Origin of the sequence: Streptomyces sp. NPDC088197, assembly GCF_044741185.1 — a bacterium.
In the GTDB taxonomy this organism is placed as follows: domain Bacteria; phylum Actinomycetota; class Actinomycetes; order Streptomycetales; family Streptomycetaceae; genus Actinacidiphila.
This window is the reverse complement of sequence record NZ_JBIUSD010000016.1, coordinates 73,430-91,337: the sequence shown is the minus strand read 5'-3', so window position 1 is coordinate 91,337 and position 17,908 is coordinate 73,430. Positions and strand designations below refer to the sequence as shown.

Genomic DNA, 17,908 nt, shown 5'->3' with positions numbered 1-17,908 from the left:
GGACGGGCTCGGGCAGGGCTGGACAGGGTTGGGCAGACCGGAACGGCGGGGCATGGATCAGTCGGAGGACCTGTCGGCGGCGGCCGACTTCGCGGTGTGGCTGGCACGATTACGGGCCCACGCGGGCGACCCGTCGCTGGCCGTCCTGGCCCGGCTGACCGGCGCCGTACCGCGCGGCCGCCCCGTACCGAAGTCCACGCTGGGCCGGGCGTTGCAGGGCGAGAGCCTGCCCTCGGTCGATGACGCCGTCTCGATCGCGGTGGCCTGCGTCCTCCACGAGGGCGGCGGCCGGGAGCGCGCGGAGGCCGTCCGGCGCGAGTGCCGCGAGCGGTGGGTGCGGGCCAAGTCGGCCGAGCGGGAAGCGACGTTGACGGCGAAGGCCGCGGCGGACGGGGAACCGGCGCCGTCGGCCGCGGCCGTACGCACCGCGGCCGAGCAGGCGTTCCTCGCCAAGTACCACCCGTGCGTGGAGACGTTGCTGGACACGATGGAGCTGTTCGGTGTGACACTGCGCCGTTCGGACTTCCGCTACCGGATGAGCACGTCGTACATCAGCCTCACCGTCCAGGGCGAGGGCAGCGCCCAGCGCGTGCAGGAGGCGATCCACGCCGCCAAGCGGGTGCTGATCAGGGGAGACGCCGGTTCCGGCAAGACCACGCTGCTCAAGTGGCTTGCCGTGGGGGCCATTCGGGGCGATCTGCCGGAGCCGATGGGCCGGTGGAACGGCGCGACGCCGTTCTTCCTCCCGCTGCGGCACTTCGCCGAACGGCCGCTGCCCGCCCCCGAGGACTTCCTGACCTACGCGGCCAGGACGCTCGCCGACGTCGCGCCGGACGGCTTCGTCCGGGACGCGCTGGACTCCGCGCACAGCCTGGTGCTGATCGACGGCGTGGACGAACTGCCCGCGAGCCGCCGCGACGAAGTCCGCGACTGGCTGCGCGAGTTGACCAGCGGATACCCGGACTGCCGGTATGTCGTCACCTCGCGGCAGGCGGCCGTGACCGAACGCTGGCTCGCCCCGATGGGCTTCGCCTCCTTCGAACTGGCCCCGATGAGTCCGTCGGACCAGAACCAGTTCATCGAGCACTGGCACACCACCATGCGGTCCACCGCCGAGGACGCGGAGGAACGGGCGCGCCTGACGACGTACGAGCACGCTCTCGTGCGCAGCCTGTCCGAGCGGCGCGAGTTGCGCAGACTCGGCGGGAACCCGCTGCTGTGCGCCCTGCTCTGCGCGCTGCACTGGGACCGGGACATGCAGCTTCCCGACGACCGGGTCAAGGTGTACGACGCGGCGCTGGAGATGCTGCTGGTCCGCCGCGACCAGCAGCGGAACATCGCGGTGGAGGGCCCGCGGCTGCGCAGCGGAGTCCAGGAGATGCTGCTGCGCAGGCTCGCGTACTGGATGATCCGCAACGATCTGACCGAGATCTCCTTCGCCCAGCTCACCGGGCGGGTGGCCGCGTACCTCGCGGACTCGGCGCAGTACCCCGAGGAATCCGCCGCCGTGGCCCGCCAACTGCTGGAGCGATCGGGGCTGTTGCGCGCCCCGGCACACGACTCGGTGGACTTCGTGCACCGCACCTTCCAGGAGTACCTGGCGGCGGACCAGTTGCTCAACGACGGCGATCTGGCCCTGCTGATCAAGCACGCGCACGAGGACCAGTGGCAGGACGTCGTGGTGATGGTGTCCGGGCGGGCGCGGGACTCCGAGCGCGATCACCTGATCAAGTCCCTGTTGAAACGGGCCCGTCGGGACAAGGCCCACCGGCTGCGGCTGACCGTTCTCGCCGTGGACTGCGTCGGCGACGGCACCGCGATCGACCCGCGCGTCGTCGACGAGGCGAGACGGCGGGCGGCGGAGCTGATCCCCCCGCAGAATCCGGCGCAGGCCGCGGCGCTGGCGAACCTCGGCGAGGTGGTGCTCGATCAGATGCCCGGCCCCCGGCCCGAGTTGGCGCCCGGCGTGGTGCGGGCGATCCTGGAGACCTGCCGCCTGGTCGGCGGGCCCTCCGCCATGCGGCTGCTGGCCCGTTTCGCCGCGGTCCCCGACCTGGAGACCGAGCGGCGGCTGGTCGGCATGTGGCCCGACTTCGACACGGCGGAGTTCGCCCATGTCGTGCTCTCCGAACTGTCCTGGCTCGGGCCGCTGACGGTGGGGCCGCACGAGCTGCCCCATCTCCACCGGCTGACCGGCGTCACGGACCTCACGGTCGACGGCGCCGCCGACAGCTACGCGGTCGTCCGGCGGCTGCGGAATCTGCGCTCACTGCGTCTGGTCGACCCCGAGCCGGGCCTGTCCGGCCTCGAGTTGCCCCCCGCCCTGCTGGTGCTGTCCCTCGACGGTTCCGTCCGGCACGACCGGTTCCCGGCGCCGACGGCGCCGGGCGTCCAGGAGCTGTGGTTCGACGACTGCGCCTGTCCCGACTGCGGCCTGAGCGCGTGGCGCATGGCGGGGCTGTGGCCCGCAGAAGCGCGGCGCGCGGTATGGCTGCTGTCGGTGCGGGCCGCCCCGGCCACGCTCGATCCGCGGCTGCTGGCGGAGCGCTTTCCGGGGCTGTCCGTCCTCGCGGTCAGGTCCGACATGGTGTTCGGCGTCGGCGAGGTCGCGGACTACCTCAAACGGCTCCGCGAGTGCTTCCCCGCGCTGACCGAATTCCGGCTCTACTCCCACGGCGACGACGGGCTCGACCAGCAGCTTCAGGAGGCCGGCTTCCTGCACTGGACCCATACGATGGAGGCCGCGCCGGGGACCCGGACGACCCACGTCTTCACCCGCACGGGGGCCGGATGACCCGGCCGGAGGACCCTCCTCCGGAAAAGCTTTGTGAAACTCTTCACATGAAGTTCCCGCCCCGCGGCCCAAATTTTCCAAGGTGACCGCGTGTCAAACCCCCTGAATCCTTGGCGGGAGAGTGTTTCGGCGGTGTGACGGGCGTCGGAACGACGGATGAGCGGTGATCGATCAGCGCTGCTCAGAGGCGGTGGCCGGAGCGGGCGGTGCGGAGGAGTCCGCGCAGGTCAGATAGGCCCTGGTCATGAAGCCGGGCAGGATAGCACAGGGTGTCCAGTACCTTGTGAAGGGGCTCACGAGCACCCCCCTGGGACGTGCTGAATACTTGTCGCCATGAGCACCACGGAGCGTCCACGGATCCTCGTAGTAGGCGGCGGTTACGTCGGCCTGTACGCGGCGCGTCGCATCATGAAGAAGATGCGGTACGGCGAGGCGACCGTCACAGTCGTCGACCCGCGCTCGTACATGACGTACCAGCCCTTCCTTCCTGAGACTGCCGCCGGCAGCATCTCCCCGCGGCATGTCGTCGTCCCGCTGCGACGCGTCCTGCCCGGGGCCGAGGTGCTCACCGGCCGGGTCGTCGACATCGACCAGGACCGCAAGGTCGCCTCGGTCGAGCCGCTCGTGGGCGAGTCCTACGAGCTGCCGTTCGACTACCTGATCATCGCGCTCGGCGCGGTCTCCCGTACCTTCCCGATTCCCGGCCTGGCCGAGAACGGTATCGGGATGAAGGGCGTGGAGGAGGCCATCGGCCTGCGCAACCACGTCCTGGAGCAGCTCGACAAGGCCGACTCCACGACCGACGAGGACATCCGCCGCAAGGCGCTGACCTTCGTGTTCGTCGGCGGCGGCTTCGCGGGTGCGGAGACCATCGGCGAGGTCGAGGACATGGCCCGCGACGCGGCCAAGTACTACCCGAACGTGAAGCGCGAGGACATGCGCTTCATCCTGGTGGACGCGGCGGACAAGATCCTCCCCGAGGTCGGCCCGCAGCTCGGCACGTGGGGCCTGGAGCACCTGCGCGAGCGCGGCATCGAGGTCTACCTCAGCACGTCGATGAAGTCCTGCGTCGACAAGCACGTGGTGCTCGCCAACGGCCTGGAGGTCGACGCCTCCACCATCGTGTGGACGGCCGGTGTGAAGCCCAACCCGGCGCTCGCCCGCTTCGGTCTGCCGCTGGGCCCGCGCGGTCACGTGGACACCGCCCCCACCCTCCAGGTGCAGGGCAGCGACTACATCTGGGCCGCGGGCGACAACGCCCAGATCCCCGACCTCGCCGCGGGCGAGGGCGCCTGGTGCCCGCCGAACGCCCAGCACGCGCTCCGCCAGGCGAAGGTGCTCGGCGACAACGTGGTCTCCGGAATGCGCGGCTTCCCGCAGCAGGAGTACAAGCACGCGAACAAGGGCGCCGTCGCCGGTCTCGGCCTGCACAAGGGCGTCGCGATGATCGTCTTCGGCAAGGCCAAGATCAAGGTCAAGGGCCGGCTGGCCTGGTACATGCACCGCGGCTACCACGGCATGGCCGTGCCGACCTGGAACCGCAAGATCCGGGTCTTCGCCGACTGGACGCTCGGCATGTTCCTCAAGCGCGAGGTCGTCTCGCTCGGCGCGATCGAGAACCCGCGCGAGGAGTTCTACGAGGCCGCCCGCCCCGCTCCGGTTCCGGCCGCGGCGGTGCCGGCTCCCGCCGAGAAGACGGCGGAACCCGCCAAGGCGTCCTGACGCGCCGCGGCGCGCGCGCCGCACCCGCTGCACCGTCCGAAGGGCGCCCGCCATCCGTGGTGCGGGCGCCCTTCGGCGTACCCGGCGCCGTTTCCGGGACCTGCCCGCGCGGCCTGCCCCCGAGCCGCCGGACGCCCAGCCGTGTCCGGTCGGGGCGGCGCCTCGCCGCCCGTCCCGCGCACCCGCGCGGCGTCCTCCGCTTCCGCCGCGCGGCGCCCGCGCCGCCGCCGGTGAGCGGCCCGGAAAAAATGCATGTATCCGCAACGTAGATTCGTCAGCGGAGACTGTCTTTCAGTCGTACGCTCGGAAGCATGGCTGACGCGGCTCACAGAATCGTCGAACTCGCCGACCACGCCCTCTCGACTCCGTTCCCGTTGCGCGTGCGCGCCTGGGACGGCAGCGAGGCCGGGCCGCCCGGCGCCCCCGTCCTCGTCATCCGGCGCCGCCGCGCGCTGCGCCGACTGCTGTGGAAGCCCGGCGAGCTGGGCCTGGCCCGCGCCTATGTCTCCGGCGACCTCGATGTCGACGGCGACTTCTACGAGGCGCTCGGCCTGCTGTCCGGGCTGTTCTGGGAGCGCGAGGAAGGGCCCGCGCAGAGTACGGCCGCCGCCGTGCGCCGTACCGCGGGCGTCCTGCGCGACCCGGCGAACTACCGCGTCGCCCGCGCGGCCCTCGCGCTGGCCGGGCCCGGGCTGCCGCCCCCGCCGCCGCCCGAGGAGGTCCGCCGCCGTACCGGGATCGCCCACAGCAGGCCGCGCGACAAGGCGGCCATCGCCCACCACTACGACGTGGGCAACGATTTCTACTCGCTGGTCCTCGGCCCCTCGATGGTCTACTCCTGCGCGGTGTGGGAGGGCGAGAAGACCACGCTGGAGGAGGCGCAGTCCGCCAAACTCGACCTGGTCTGCCGCAAGCTGGGCCTCCGGCCGGGGATGCGGCTGCTGGACGTCGGCTGCGGCTGGGGGTCGATGGTGCTGCACGCCGTCGAGCACTACGGCGTCCACGCGACCGGCGTCACGCTCTCCACCGAGCAGGCCGCCTTCGCCCGCAAGCGGATCGCCGAGGCCGGGCTCACCGACCGTATCGACATCCGCGTCCAGGACTACCGGGACGTCAAGGACGGCCCCTACGACGCGATCTCGTCCATCGGCATGGCCGAGCACGTCGGCAGCGAGCGATACCGCGAGTACGCGCAGGCGCTGTACGGACTGCTGCGGCCGGGCGGGCGGCTGCTCAACCACCAGATCGCGCGCCGCCCGCTGCGCGACGAGGAGTCGTACCGCATCGACGAGTTCATCGACCGGTACGTCTTCCCCGACGGGGAGCTGGCGCCGGTCGGGTCGACGGTGGCCCGGCTGGAGGAGGCCGGGTTCGAGGTGCGGGACGTCGAGGCGCTGCGCGAGCACTACGGGCGCACGCTGCGCGCCTGGGTGCGCAATCTGGAGGACGCCTGGGGCGCTGCCGCGCGGGCCACGTCGGCCGGGCGCGCCCGGGTCTGGCGGCTCTACATGGCGGCCTCGGCGCTGGCCTTCGAGCGCAACCGGATCGGGGTCAACCAGGTCCTCGCGGTGCGCACCGCCCCCGACGGCGACCCCGGCATGCCCGCGACCCGCACGGCGTGGCTGAGCTGAGCCCGGTTGAGCTGAGCCCGGTTGAGCTGAGCCTGTTGAGCCGAGCCGGCTGAGCCGAGCCCGGCTGAGCTGAGCCTGTTGCGCCGAGCCGGCTGGGTTTGTGCTGTGCTGGGTTTGGGTGGTGCTGAGGCGAGTTGAGCGGGGCCCGGCTGAGCGCGGAGGGCGAGATCCGGTCGCGGAGAGCGATTTCGCGTCACTTGTGCGTGGCGACTGATACTGCTGTGAACGGTGCCTGTTCAGCCCAAGAACCCTGGAACTCGTACTAACACCCCGTCAGTAACCCCTAAAATAAGACAACATGGCCGGTTGGGCGCCCTGTTCGGGATCTCCAACCCCGATACGCTTTTCACTGCGCCTCGCCGGCCCGGATGGTGGAACGCAGACACGGCGAGCTTAAACCTCGCTGCCCCTCGGGGGCGTGCCGGTTCAAGTCCGGCTCCGGGCACCACCGCCCTCACCGGCGGTGACCCCGCTCCACCCAGAGGACCGCCCGGTGGGCACCGTGCCAGCACGGTGCCCCCACGCCCCCCGGAGCCGACGGGCGCTGCCCCCCCCCGCGTGAGGCGGGCCTCAGCGGATGCGGCCGCGGCGGCCGGTGACGGCCAGGGCTATGGCGATGACTATGGCGGCGATGACCGCGGCGACGATCAGGATGTGGAGCATGCGGGCCCCCATGGTGTGAGCTGGTGTACACGTCATGCCCGGGAAGGCCGGTGCGTACCCCGGTCGCGGGCAGCCGGTCAGCAGCCGTACGACCCGACCGGTGCGAGGTCCGCACCCCGTGCCGGGGTGCCGGGGCGTCGGGGTGCCTCGTTCCGGGGTTACGGGTGCGGGGAGGTACGCGGGCGGGCCGCCGAGGCCACCGTTGCCGCCGCCTCGCGCTCGCTCAGCCCGGTGTGCACCGCCGCCGTCACCAGCGCCGGTGCCAGCGCTTCGCCGAGACCGGCGTCGTACGCCCGGCACGCGGCCCAGAACAACCGGCCGTTGCGCTCTCCTTCGTGTGAATCCAGGACGAAGCGGACGAGCGCGGCGGCACGTTTCTCCGCGGGGTGGCGCGGCGCGGAGGCATCGCGGGGCGGCGCGACCGGCGGTGGCGGCGCGGCGAGCAGCAGCAGCGCGGACGGCGCGGACGCCAGCGGATGGCCCGCGGTGCCGGGCGCCAGCAGATAGCGGCCCGCGACCGTACGCGAGCCGGGGCCGACCACGTAACCGCCCTCGCCGCGCACGTCGATGCCCGGCGCCAGGCGGCCCGCCGAGTTGGGGACCTGCGTCGGCGCGGTCAGCCACAGGTGGCGTCCGCCGCTGGGGGTGAGCACCGTGACCGTGTCGGGCACGGCGAAGCCGTGGGCGGCGGCCAGGGCGGTGAGCGCCGCGACGCCGTCGGCGCCGTGCTTGACGTCGAGGTCGAGGCCGATCAGATGGTGCGGCGCCCGGCCGCAGGCGATCCCGTACCCCGTCGCCCAGGGCGCGGCGGCGAACAGGGAGCGAATCCGGGCCGGGTCGGTGCTCGCGTCGTACACACCGTGTCCCGGACGCCCGCACGCGCCCCGGCAGTCACTCGTACGGGGCTCGTCGCGGTGCGGTGAGCGGATGGCGGGCAGTTTGGTCCGGGACAGCGGGATCACCGGCAGGCCGCGCGCCGCGGTGAGCAGGGCGGCGTGCAGCGCGCGGGTGTGGTCGGGGCGTGGCATGGCCTGCTCCCTGACGTTCGAACGTGTGTTCGTCTGCACCCTCAAGTAATACCGCGCGCGGCGCCCACCGTCCACTGCGCGTGCCGGTGTGGCGGTGCGTTCCGGGTCACGTCCGTGACACCCCGGTGACCGTGTTCGACACGCGCGGGTACTACGGTCGGGCGCGGACAGGTCGTAGCTGTCCGAGTCCGGCCCCAGGCGGGCCGGCGCCGCGACGGAGGGGCGGGAGAGATGGACGAACTGCACGCGGGGGACGCCGAGTTGTGCGCGGGCGGCGGTGACGAACGGCTGGCGGCCGAGGGCGAGACGGCACTGGCCCGGCTGATCATGGACGGCGGCGACCTGCCGCACGCGGCGAGCCATCTGGGCAACGCCGTCGCCATCGACCCGCTGCTCCCCGAGACCCACGAGGCGCTCACCGAACTCGCCACCCGCGCGGGCGGCCCGCGCGCCGCGCTCGACCTCTTCCCGCTCGACCACCCCTACATCGGCGCCGTCGTCTGCCGGGCGCACCTCCAGGCCGCCTGCGGCGAGTGGGCCGAGGCGGTCGGCCTGATCGCCGCCGCCGTACGCGCCGAGTACGACCGGCCGTGGTCGCACGTCGCCTGGCTCACCCAGGACCGGCTGCCCGAACTGCTGCCGCCGCAGGTCATGACGCAGGCGCTGGCCCGCGCGGTCGGCGGCGCGCTGCCCGACCCCGTGCCCGAGCACGCCCGCGACGCGTTGCGGCCCTTCTACGACCTGACCCGCGCGGTGGTCGAACGCCACCCGGACGAGGCGCAGCTCGCCGCCATCGGCTCGGGACTCGCCCGCCGCTTCGAGGACCACGACCGCGCCATCGCCTGGGCCCGGCAGGCGGGCCGGGTCCAGCCGGGACACGTGCCCAGCGTCATGCTCGGCTACGCGCTGCGCGCCGCGGGCCGCCCCGACGAGGCACTGCGGGTCTGGGAGGAGGAGATGGCCAGGGACGACTCCGACCTCTCCTTGATGGTCGACATCGCCGAGCTGTACGCGGTCACCGGCCGCGCCGAGCAGGGCCTGGCGTGGGCCGAGCGGGCCGTCACCGCGGACCCGCGGCACCCGCAGGCCGCCCCGGCCGTGCACGGCGTCCGCTACGCCGCCGACGGCGACCCGGCCCATCTCGTCGCCCTCACCGACCACCTGCGCGAGCACCCCGACCACCCCTACGCGGGCACCGTCCTGGCCCGGCACAGCGAGTGGCAGCCGTGGCTCGGCGTGGTCGACAGCGCCACCGAGGCGACCGTCAACGTCCTGCACCAGATCCTGGAGAGCCCCGACGCGCAGGCGATCCGGTCCGGCGGCGGCGCGAAGCTGTCCGCCTCCGCGGTCGAACCGCCGAGCGCCGCCCTCGCCTTCGCCCTCGCGCTGCCCGGCGGCACGCTCGTCAACGACGCGGCGGGCGACCCCGACCCCCGGCAGCCGACCGCCGAGGTCGCCGTCCGGATCTGGCGGTACGAGGGCCTGGCCGCGCTGCCCGCCGTCGCGCCGCCGTCGCCCGAGGCCGCGGGGCTGGTCCAGGACACCGCCTCGGTGAGCTGGCCGCACCTGCCCGCCGCGTACGACCACGCGGTGCGGCTGGCCGGGCTCGGCCTCGACGACCTGCTCGGCGTCCTCGCCCACCCGCCGCAGCCGCCGGACGACGACCAGGGCCGCTTCCTGCGCGACCACCGCCCCGAGCTGTGGATTCGCGCCGTGCAGACCTTCGCCTGCCTGGGCGTGGCCCACCACCGCGCCGACGAGCCGTGGGAGGACTCCCGGCGCCGCGCGGTCCTGCTCGACCTGCTGCACGGCCCCGAGGACTGGGTCAACGAGACGGCGGCCTTCGCCATGGTGGCCACCGCCTGGGGCGACCCGGCCGTCCGCGCCGACGTCGGCCTGCGCCTGACCGAACGGATGCTGGACGCGGCGAAGGCGTACCAGACCCGTGAGGTGACCGTCCTCGGCTCGCTGTGCCGCCTGGTGCTGCTCTGCCCCTGGCTGGACGACACCTATACGAGCCTCGCCCGTGACCTGCTGGCCGCCGTCCGCCGCTCGGACGCACACGCCGAGCAAGGCGAACGAGCCGAACGAGCCGAACAGGGCGAGCAAGGCGAACAAGCGGAAGCCGTGCGGGAAACGGCCGCGGAAACCGCCGCCGCGGGTCCGCCCCGCCGCGGACTCTTCCGGCGCCGACGTGACTGAGGGTCCGTCCTGGGGGAAGATCCTCCTCCAGGCGTAGCTCGGCTTTTTGCCAAGCCATTACTCTTGACGCAAGCGGAGCCGCAGCACGCGGTCTTGGAGGAGTGAAATGAGGAGCAGCAACCCGGTCTTCTCCCGGCGGGGATTCACCCGCGGGGACTCGTACGCCGGATTCGGTGCGCAGGGCGCCCAGGGTGCCCGGCAGCAGGGCGGAAACCCTTACGGGCAGCCAGCGGGGAACCCGTATGCCGCCCAGCCCCAACAGGGCGGGAACCCGTACGCGGCCGACGGGCAGCCCCTCACCCCCGAGCAGATGGAGGAGATGTACGCCGGTCCCGCCGCGGGTCCGGCGCAGACCGGCCGGATGACGATCGACGACGTCGTCATGCGGACCGCGATGACGCTCGGCGTGGTCGTGCTCGGCGCGATCCTCGGCTGGTTCGCGCTGCCCGACAGCTACGGCCTGGCCATCGGCGCGGCGCTGATCGCGTTCGTGCTGGCGATGGTCCAGTCGTTCAAGCGCACCCCGATGCCGGCCCTGATCCTGGGGTACGCGATCTTCGAGGGCGTCTTCCTCGGCGTGATCAGCAACATGTACAACGAGCGGTGGCAGGGCGCGCCCGTCCAGGCCGTGCTCGGCACCATGGCGGTCTTCGCGGGCATGCTGTTCGCGTACAAGACCCGGCTGATCCGGGTCACCGCCCGCTACGCGCGGATCGGCATGGCCATCGCGGTCGGCTTCCTGCTGGCGATGGTGGTCAACCTGCTGTTCTACGCCTTCGGCAGCGGCAACGGCCTGGGCCTGACCACCGGCCCGCTGGGCATCGTCTTCTGCCTGCTGGGCATCGGCCTCGGCGCCTTCTTCCTCTCCCTGGACTTCAAGCAGGTCGAGGACGGCATCCGCTTCGGCGCCCCGCAGAACGAGTCGTGGTTCGCGGCCTTCGGCCTGACCGTCTCGCTGGTCTGGATCTACCTGGAGATCCTGCGGCTGCTCTCGATCCTGCGCGACTAGCGCACACGGTCCGCGTCATCGCGACGGGCCGCCCGGAAGCGTCGCTTCCCGGCGGCCCGTCGGTGTCTGTGGAGGGAGGGGGCGGGGCCTGGCGGGCGCTACATCAGATTGCGTGCGGCCCGCCGCAGGTCGTACTCGTGGACGAGGGCCTTCGCGTGGCCGTAGGAGAGGGCGTGCTCGCTGCGCAGCCAGCTCACCTTGTCGTCGAAGCGGAAGAACGAAGGGCCGTCGGCGAGGTCTCTCAGCCAGTCGCTGACCTCGCGGCCTGTGCAGTGCGGGATGCGGTCCAGCAGATTGCGGTGGGTCTCGGCGGAGAAGTGCGTTTGGGACATCGGCGCCTCCGGTAGGTGGTCCGGTTACCCCACCGTGCCCGAGCCTTCCCCCGTTGGCAACCACCCCGGACGTGCGGATATGGGTGCGATGCCGGTCCGCGCGCGCCGGTAGGGTCACGACCATGGCCGATCGCACTCCTCTGCGCCCCTCCGTCGAACGCCTCGCGGGACGGCTGCGGGCGCTTCCGCAGCGCCGCCTCCAGGCGGGCGCGGCGGCCGAAGGGCTCGCGCTGGCACGGTGGTTGGCGCGGCAGGCGCAGGCGCTGGAGTTCCCCGGCCGGGAGCCGTACGAGCTGCCCGACGACGGCGTCTTCACCGTCGGTGATCAACTGGCCGTCGCGGGCAATGACTTGGCGGCGGCCCTGGAAGCCGACCCGGCGGGTACGGCGGAGGTGTGCGCCGCGGCCCTCCAGCGGGTGTCGGCGGCGGCGAAGGCGATCGGCTGAGCCGGTCAGGGCCGGAAACCGGCGTCCCGCGCTGGAGTGAGTCCGGCCCCGGAGTGAGTTCGCCTCAGAGCGAGGCCACGACCCGGTCGGCCAGTACGTACACGCTCTCGTCGCCGTACGCGAAGGTGAGCGCGTACGCGCCCGCTATCGCGGAGCCGCCGCGCAGCACGGGCACCTCGCCGCGGTCGAGGGCGTCGGAGAGCTGTACCGCGGTCTCGCGGTGGCCGGGGGTCATGCACAAGGTGGTGCCGTCGGCGAAGACGTACACGTCGAGGGTGCCGAGCGGTCCGGGGCGCACGTCGGTCAGCGGGACGCGGCCGTCGGCGAGGTCGGCGAGGCGCTCGGCGGTCTGGTCCTGGGACGCGACGACCGGGGACGGCGCGTAGTCGGGACCCGAGGGGTGCGGGAAGGTGCCGGGCAGCGGGAGGGTCGCCTCCGACGCCTCGGGCTCGTGGGCCGCTTCGAGGCCGCCCGTCTCGATTCCGGCCGCCTCGAGGCCCGCGAGGTCGGCCTGACGGGGCAGGTAGGGAAGCACCGGCGGGACCTCGTAGTCACCGGCCGCGGGACCCTCGGCGCCGGCGCCGTAGGCGCCGCCGCGGAAGAAGGTGCCGTCGGTGGCGGTCTCGCGGGCCTCCTGCTCGGCCCAGAAGGCACGGGCCTCGGCCAGCTCCCGCTCCCGCTCGTCGGCGAGCGCGTCGGCGACGGCGGACCTGATGTCCCCGGCGGAGGCGCGCGGTCCGGGCACACTCAGACCGGCGAGGTCCTGACGCAGGGCGGACAGCTCGCGGCGCATGCCACGAGCGGAGAGCAGGGCGGCGGAACCCGCGGCCACGGCGATACCCGCGGCGACCAGCAGGACGGTGAAGTTGGCGCTCACTGACGTTCTCCCGACTGACGCGCGACCCGAGCAATGCCCACCGAAGCGGTGGGTGAAACTTTCCCCTCCCAACACTCTGCCGGTAAACCCCTGGCCTTTGCAGTGCGGAAAGTCACGAATTGGCCGGGTCTGTCGTCCTAGGCCATCCGGGTATGACCGTTCTGACCTGCGAAAACGCATCGCCCCCAGGAAAAATCACATCCTGGGGGCGATTTGATTGCGACTTACGTCACAACTGTGCGTTACGAAGCCGAGTGATCACGGAAGGTCACAAAATGGCCGGATGACGGGCTTCGACGGCGCGTTACGACAGCCTCTCGATGACCATCGCCATGCCCTGGCCGCCGCCGACGCACATCGTCTCCAGGCCGAACTGCTTGTCGTGGAACTGGAGGCTGTTGATGAGGGTGCCGGTGATGCGGGCGCCGGTCATGCCGAAGGGGTGGCCGACGGCGATGGCGCCGCCGTTGACGTTCAGCCGGTCCAGGTCGATGCCCAGGTCGCGGTAGGACGGGATGACCTGCGCCGCGAACGCCTCGTTGATCTCGACCAGGTCGATGTCGCCGACCGACAGGCCCGCGCGCGACAGCGCCTGCCGGGACGCCTCGACCGGGCCGTAGCCCATGATCTCGGGGGAGAGCCCGGACACGCCGGTGGAGACCACGCGGGCCAGCGGCGTGATGCCCAGCTCGCGCGCCTTGGTGTCGGACATCACGACCAGCGCGGCGGCGCCGTCGTTGAGCGGGCAGCAGTTGCCCGCGGTGACCGTGCCGTCGGGGCGGAAGACCGGCTTGAGGCCCCGTACGCCCTCCAGCGTCACCCCGGCCCGCGGACCGTCGTCCTTGGACACCACGGTGCCGTCGGGCAGCGTGACGGGCGTGATCTCGCGCTCCCAGAAGCCGTTCTTCAGCGCTTCCTCGGCCAGATTCTGCGACCGCACGCCGAACTCGTCCTGGTCCTCCCGGGTGATCCCCTTGAGCTGGGCCAGATTCTCCGCCGTCTGCCCCATCGCGATGTACGCGTCCGGCACCGCGCCGTCCTCACGCGGGTCGTGCCAGTCGCCCAGCTCGGCGCTGCCCTGCTCGGCGCGCTGCTGCGTACGGGCCCTGGCCTCGTCGAAGACCGGGTTCATCGTGTCGGGCAGGCTGTCGGAGTTGCCCTTCGCGAAGCGCGAGACCATCTCGACGCCCGCCGAGACGAAGACGTCGCCCTCGCCGGCCTTGATGGCGTGCAGCGCCATCCGCGTGGTCTGGAGCGACGAGGAGCAGTAGCGGGTGACCGTACAGCCCGGCAGGTGGTCCATGCCCATCCGCACGGCCACGATCCGGCCCATGTTGAAGCCCTGCTCGCCGCCGGGCAGACCGCAGCCCAGCATCAGGTCGTCGATCTGGCGCGGGTCGAGCTGCGGGACTTTGTCCAGCGCGGTCCTGATGATCGTGGCGGCCAGGTCGTCGGGACGCAGCTCCTTCAGCGACCCCTTGAAGGCGCGCCCGATGGGCGAACGGGCGGCAGAGACGATGACGGCTTCTGGCATCGCGACACTCCTCGTCGAGGCTGCGGGATTCTCGGGACTCCTGGGGAAGCTACCGCCACGTAGCGCAGCGAGTCATCAGAGACCGCCTGTGATGCGGGCCTCTTTCTGAGCGCTTGCTTACCCCGCTCCGTGGCTGGTCCTACCCGGCTCCGCCCGTTCCCACCCCTTCGGCCGCCGCCTCCGGGTGCCGCTCGTCCTCCGCCGGCAGTCCGCGCCGCCTGCGCCGCTTGATCAGCGCCCAGCGCCCGCGGGGACCGGACACCGCGCCCCGTGCCGCCGTGACCTCCGTACCGCCCTCGGAGGCCGCCTCGGCCGCCGCCTGGGCCACCGGCAGGAAGCCCTCGCCGCGGCGCGCGTCCGGCCGCTCGTCGTCGGTGTCCGGCCACAGCCCCAGCGCCGCGCACAACGTCGGCAGTACGGCCATGGCGGCCGTCGCGTAGCCCTCCGCCGACGGGTGGAAGTTGTCGGGGCCGAACAGCTCGCGCGGCCTGGCCTCGAACTCCGGGCCGAGCAGCGCGCCCAGCGACACCGTACGGCCGCCCAGGCCCACCACCGCGATGGTCTGCGCGGCGGCGAGCTGGCGGCTCATCCGGCGGGCCAGATAGCGCAGCGGCTGGTAGACCGGCTCGACCGAGCCCAGGTCGGGACAGGTGCCCACGACCACCTCGCACTCCGCCTCGCGCAGCCGCCGTACCGCGTCCGACAGCAGCCGGACCGAGGTGGCCAACGGCATCCGGTGCGTCACGTCGTTGGCGCCGATCATGATCACCACGACCTCGGGCACCGGAGCGCCCGACTCCAGCAGCAGCGTCACCTGACGGGCCAGGTCGTCCGACTGCGCGCCGGGCAGCGCCACGTTCACCAACTGCACCGGCCGCTCGGCGACCGCGGCGAGCCCGGAGGCCAGCAGCGCGCCCGGCGTCTCCCTGGCCCGGCGCACGCCCTGACCCGCCGCCGTGGAATCACCCAGGAAGCCCAATCGCAGCGGCGTCTCGCCGGTCCGGTGCGCGAACGCGGAGCCGTACCTCCCGTCCGCCCGCGGCGCGACCGCGCCGGATCCGCCGACCATCCGCTTGGCCAGCCGCGCCTCGGTCAGCAGCACCCCGATCGCGGCCCCGCCCAGCAGGCTGATGCCGCCGCCTCCGAACGCCGCCGCCGTCGCGATCCGCCGTGCCACCCTCGCCCTCGACATCGAGCCGGTCACCTCCCACTGACTCCACCGGCCTACTGCGTGTACGCACGCGTATCGGTCCTGGTTACTTGGTACATGAACCTGGTGCCCCGTCAGGGACCATCAGCAACGTCAACGCTGTCCGCGTCGTCCACGTTTCGCCCGCGGTTCGCTTCCCCCGTCCTGGACCTGCCCGCCAGGCGCCGCCAGCCAGACGAGACCTTGCGGACACGCCCTAGGCTTGGCCCCACCATCACGGAGAACCCGGAGACATACGGTGCAGTTTCACGACTCGATGATCAGCCTCGTGGGCAATACCCCGCTGGTGAGGCTCAACAGCGTGACCGAGGGGATCCAGGCGACCGTCCTGGCCAAGGTCGAATACTTCAACCCCGGCGGTTCGGTGAAGGACCGCATCGCGCTGCGCATGATCGAGGCCGCGGAACGCAGCGGCGATCTCAAGCCCGGCGGCACCATCGTGGAGCCCACCTCGGGCAACACCGGCGTGGGCCTGGCCATCGTCGCGCAGCAGAAGGGCTACCACTGCGTCTTCGTCTGCCCCGACAAGGTCTCCACCGACAAGATCAACGTCATGCGGGCGTACGGCGCCGAGGTCGTCGTCTGCCCGACGGCCGTCGATCCCAGTCACCCGGACTCGTACTACAACGTGTCCGACCGGCTGGTCCGCGAGACGCCCAACGCGTGGAAGCCGGACCAGTACAGCAACCCGAACAACCCGCTGTCGCACTACCACTCCACCGGCCCCGAGCTGTGGGAGCAGACCGAGGGGCGGATCACCCACTTCGTCGCGGGCGTCGGCACCGGCGGCACCATCTCCGGCACCGGGCGCTATCTGAAGGACGCCAGCGAAGGCCGCGTCCAGGTGGTCGGCGCCGACCCCGAGGGTTCGGTCTACAGCGGCGGCTCCGGGCGGCCCTACCTGGTCGAGGGCGTCGGCGAGGACTTCTGGCCGACCGCGTACGACCGTGAGGTGGCCGACGAGATCGTCGCCGTCTCCGACAAGGACTCCTTCCAGATGACGCGCCGCCTGGCCAAGGAGGAGGGCCTGCTGGTCGGCGGCTCCTGCGGGATGGCGGTCGTCGCCGCGCTGGAGGTCGCCAAGCGGCTCGGCCCCGACGACGTGGTCGTCGTCCTGCTGCCGGACAGCGGGCGCGGCTACCTCTCCAAGATCTTCAGCGACGAGTGGATGAGCTCGCACGGCTTCCTCGACGAGAGCGGCGGCAACCAGCGGATCGCCGACGTCCTCGCGCACAAGGACGGCGGGCTGCCGCAGCTCGTCCACATGCACCCGGACGAGACGGTCGGCCAGGCCATCGAGGTGCTGCGCGAGTACGGCGTCTCGCAGATGCCCGTCGTCAAGCCCGGCGCCGGGCACCCGGACGTGATGGCCGCCGAGGTGATCGGCTCCGTCGTGGAACGCGACCTGCTGCACGCGCTGTTCACCAAGCGCGCCACGCTGGAGGACCCGCTGGACAAGCACCTGTCCGCGCCGCTGCCGCAGGTCGGCTCGGGCGAGCCGGTCGCCGATCTGATGACGGTGCTGGAGAGCGCCGACGCCGCGATCGTGCTGGTGGAGGGCAAGCCGACCGGCGTCGTGAGCAGGCAGGACCTGCTCACCTTCCTGGCCGGGCACAGCGGCGTCTGAGCCGCCGGGGGGCCGTGTGCGGCGGGTGTCCGCGGCGCGGGCGGGGATTCGCGGAACTGGTACACCCGCGACACGTCCGCGCAGCACGGGCTTAACAAGCGTCCGGCACATTAGGGGATGTCGAAAGGCACGGGACACCGGCCGGTCGGCACAACTGAATGTGGCGCCAAGGACTTCCGGAGCGGCTCCCGGACTCCATGGTGACCCTTGGACGCGAGTGCTCGGCCCTGACCCAGCCCGCGTCCACCGCGGGAACCGCCGTCGTCCCGCCCTCCGGCCTTGTTCCGGGGGTGCGGCGGTTCCCGCGCTAACTCTTTCGCCGGCCCGATCGCGAGGGCGCACCGTACGGGTGCGGGTTCTTCGGCGCGGGGCCCGGCCGGCCAGGGCCTGTCCGGCCCTAGGCCCAATCGTCCTTGTCGTCGTCGCGCTTCGAGCGCGGGACCAGGAAGCTGCTCAGGCCCTGGGCGACGTTCACGCCCACGATGCCCGCCCAGGTGATGAACAGGCCCGCCGTACCGGCGTTGACCGCGCCGATCGCGGACAGCGGGATGGCGGCGATCATCGTGAACCCGGCGAAGCCGTAGCGGGCGAAGCGCGCGCTGGGCTGCGGGGGCCCGATCGGGCGGCGGTCGGCGCGGGCGTACGACGTCTGCTGCTGCGCCAGCTCACGCCGTACGCGCTGCTCCACGCGGCTGTCGACGCGCTCTGTCACCTTCTCCATGAACGAGTCGACCAGCTCCGACTCGTACTCCGCTCCGAGGTCCTTGCGTGCCTGCAAGGTGGCGGAGAGTTCCTTGTTGAGTTCCGGGTCGCGGGCGTCCATGCGGACACCG

The 17,908-nt window shown here is 72.3% G+C and carries 13 protein-coding genes and 1 tRNA gene; 8 read left to right on the top strand and 6 right to left on the bottom strand.

Translation table 11 applies throughout. The features are described 5' to 3' along the window. Positions 1-52 precede the first annotated feature (52 nt). The 4 genes from ACIOC1_RS29655 to ACIOC1_RS29640 all read left to right on the top strand — a co-directional run bounded on the left by ACIOC1_RS29655 (position 53) and on the right by ACIOC1_RS29640 (position 6,595). On the top strand, positions 53-2,794 hold the full coding sequence (locus ACIOC1_RS29655; RefSeq protein WP_355346926.1) for an NACHT domain-containing protein: 2,742 nt from the start codon (positions 53-55) through the stop codon (positions 2,792-2,794). A 333-nt stretch (positions 2,795-3,127) separates the two neighbouring features. After that, positions 3,128-4,516, top strand: coding sequence for an NAD(P)/FAD-dependent oxidoreductase (locus tag ACIOC1_RS29650; protein WP_355346929.1), 1,389 nt, complete (start codon positions 3,128-3,130; stop codon positions 4,514-4,516). Positions 4,517-4,827: 311 nt separating this feature from the next. Then, positions 4,828-6,147, top strand: a complete 1,320-nt coding sequence (locus ACIOC1_RS29645) for a cyclopropane-fatty-acyl-phospholipid synthase family protein (protein ID WP_355346932.1) — start codon at positions 4,828-4,830, stop codon at positions 6,145-6,147. Between the two features lie 362 nt (positions 6,148-6,509). Beyond that, positions 6,510-6,595: transfer RNA gene (locus ACIOC1_RS29640), tRNA-Leu, on the top strand. A gap of 373 nt (positions 6,596-6,968) precedes the next feature. Here the strand turns inward: ACIOC1_RS29640 and ACIOC1_RS29635 are convergent. Continuing rightward, positions 6,969-7,838 carry a bifunctional DNA primase/polymerase gene (locus ACIOC1_RS29635; protein WP_401856985.1) on the bottom strand — a complete coding sequence of 290 codons (870 nt, stop codon included), beginning with the start codon at positions 7,836-7,838 and terminating at the stop codon, positions 6,969-6,971. A gap of 231 nt (positions 7,839-8,069) precedes the next feature. Between ACIOC1_RS29635 and ACIOC1_RS29630 the strand changes: the two genes are divergently transcribed. After that, the gene (locus tag ACIOC1_RS29630) at positions 8,070-10,040 is read left to right on the top strand and encodes a hypothetical protein (RefSeq protein ID WP_401310233.1); all 1,971 of its coding nucleotides are present in this window, start codon (positions 8,070-8,072) and stop codon (positions 10,038-10,040) included. Between the two features lie 106 nt (positions 10,041-10,146). Continuing rightward, positions 10,147-11,049: a Bax inhibitor-1/YccA family protein gene (locus ACIOC1_RS29625; protein WP_355346941.1), complete on the top strand. Its 903-nt coding sequence runs from the start codon at positions 10,147-10,149 to the stop codon at positions 11,047-11,049. 98 nt (positions 11,050-11,147) lie between these two features. On the opposite strand, the gene ACIOC1_RS29620 is transcribed toward ACIOC1_RS29625, so the two are convergent. Beyond that, entirely contained in the window at positions 11,148-11,381 is a 234-nt protein-coding gene (locus tag ACIOC1_RS29620; RefSeq protein ID WP_188285479.1) for a DUF4287 domain-containing protein, read from the bottom strand. A 122-nt stretch (positions 11,382-11,503) separates the two neighbouring features. On the opposite strand from ACIOC1_RS29620, the gene ACIOC1_RS29615 reads away from it, so the two are divergent. Continuing rightward, on the top strand, positions 11,504-11,827 hold the full coding sequence (locus ACIOC1_RS29615) for a hypothetical protein (RefSeq protein WP_355346944.1): 324 nt from the start codon (positions 11,504-11,506) through the stop codon (positions 11,825-11,827). 64 nt (positions 11,828-11,891) lie between these two features. On the opposite strand, the gene ACIOC1_RS29610 is transcribed toward ACIOC1_RS29615, so the two are convergent. The 3 genes from ACIOC1_RS29610 to ACIOC1_RS29600 form a co-directional block, all read right to left on the bottom strand. Next, complete coding sequence (locus ACIOC1_RS29610; RefSeq protein ID WP_401856982.1) at positions 11,892-12,704, bottom strand: hypothetical protein; 813 nt, start codon at positions 12,702-12,704, stop codon at positions 11,892-11,894. A gap of 304 nt (positions 12,705-13,008) precedes the next feature. Then, positions 13,009-14,238 (bottom strand): acetyl-CoA C-acetyltransferase, encoded by a 1,230-nt coding sequence (locus ACIOC1_RS29605; protein WP_355346947.1) that lies wholly within the window; start codon positions 14,236-14,238, stop codon positions 13,009-13,011. A 139-nt stretch (positions 14,239-14,377) separates the two neighbouring features. Then, complete coding sequence (locus ACIOC1_RS29600; RefSeq protein ID WP_355346950.1) at positions 14,378-15,430, bottom strand: SGNH/GDSL hydrolase family protein; 1,053 nt, start codon at positions 15,428-15,430, stop codon at positions 14,378-14,380. Positions 15,431-15,686: 256 nt separating this feature from the next. Here ACIOC1_RS29600 and ACIOC1_RS29595 point away from each other — a divergent pair, with 256 nt between their 5' ends. Then, entirely contained in the window at positions 15,687-17,075 is a 1,389-nt protein-coding gene (locus ACIOC1_RS29595) for a cystathionine beta-synthase (protein ID WP_355346953.1), read from the top strand. Between the two features lie 397 nt (positions 17,076-17,472). Here the strand turns inward: ACIOC1_RS29595 and ACIOC1_RS29590 are convergent, their stop codons facing one another. After that, complete coding sequence (locus ACIOC1_RS29590) at positions 17,473-17,898, bottom strand: hypothetical protein (protein ID WP_355346956.1); 426 nt, start codon at positions 17,896-17,898, stop codon at positions 17,473-17,475. Between the last annotated feature and the right edge of the window lie 10 nt (positions 17,899-17,908).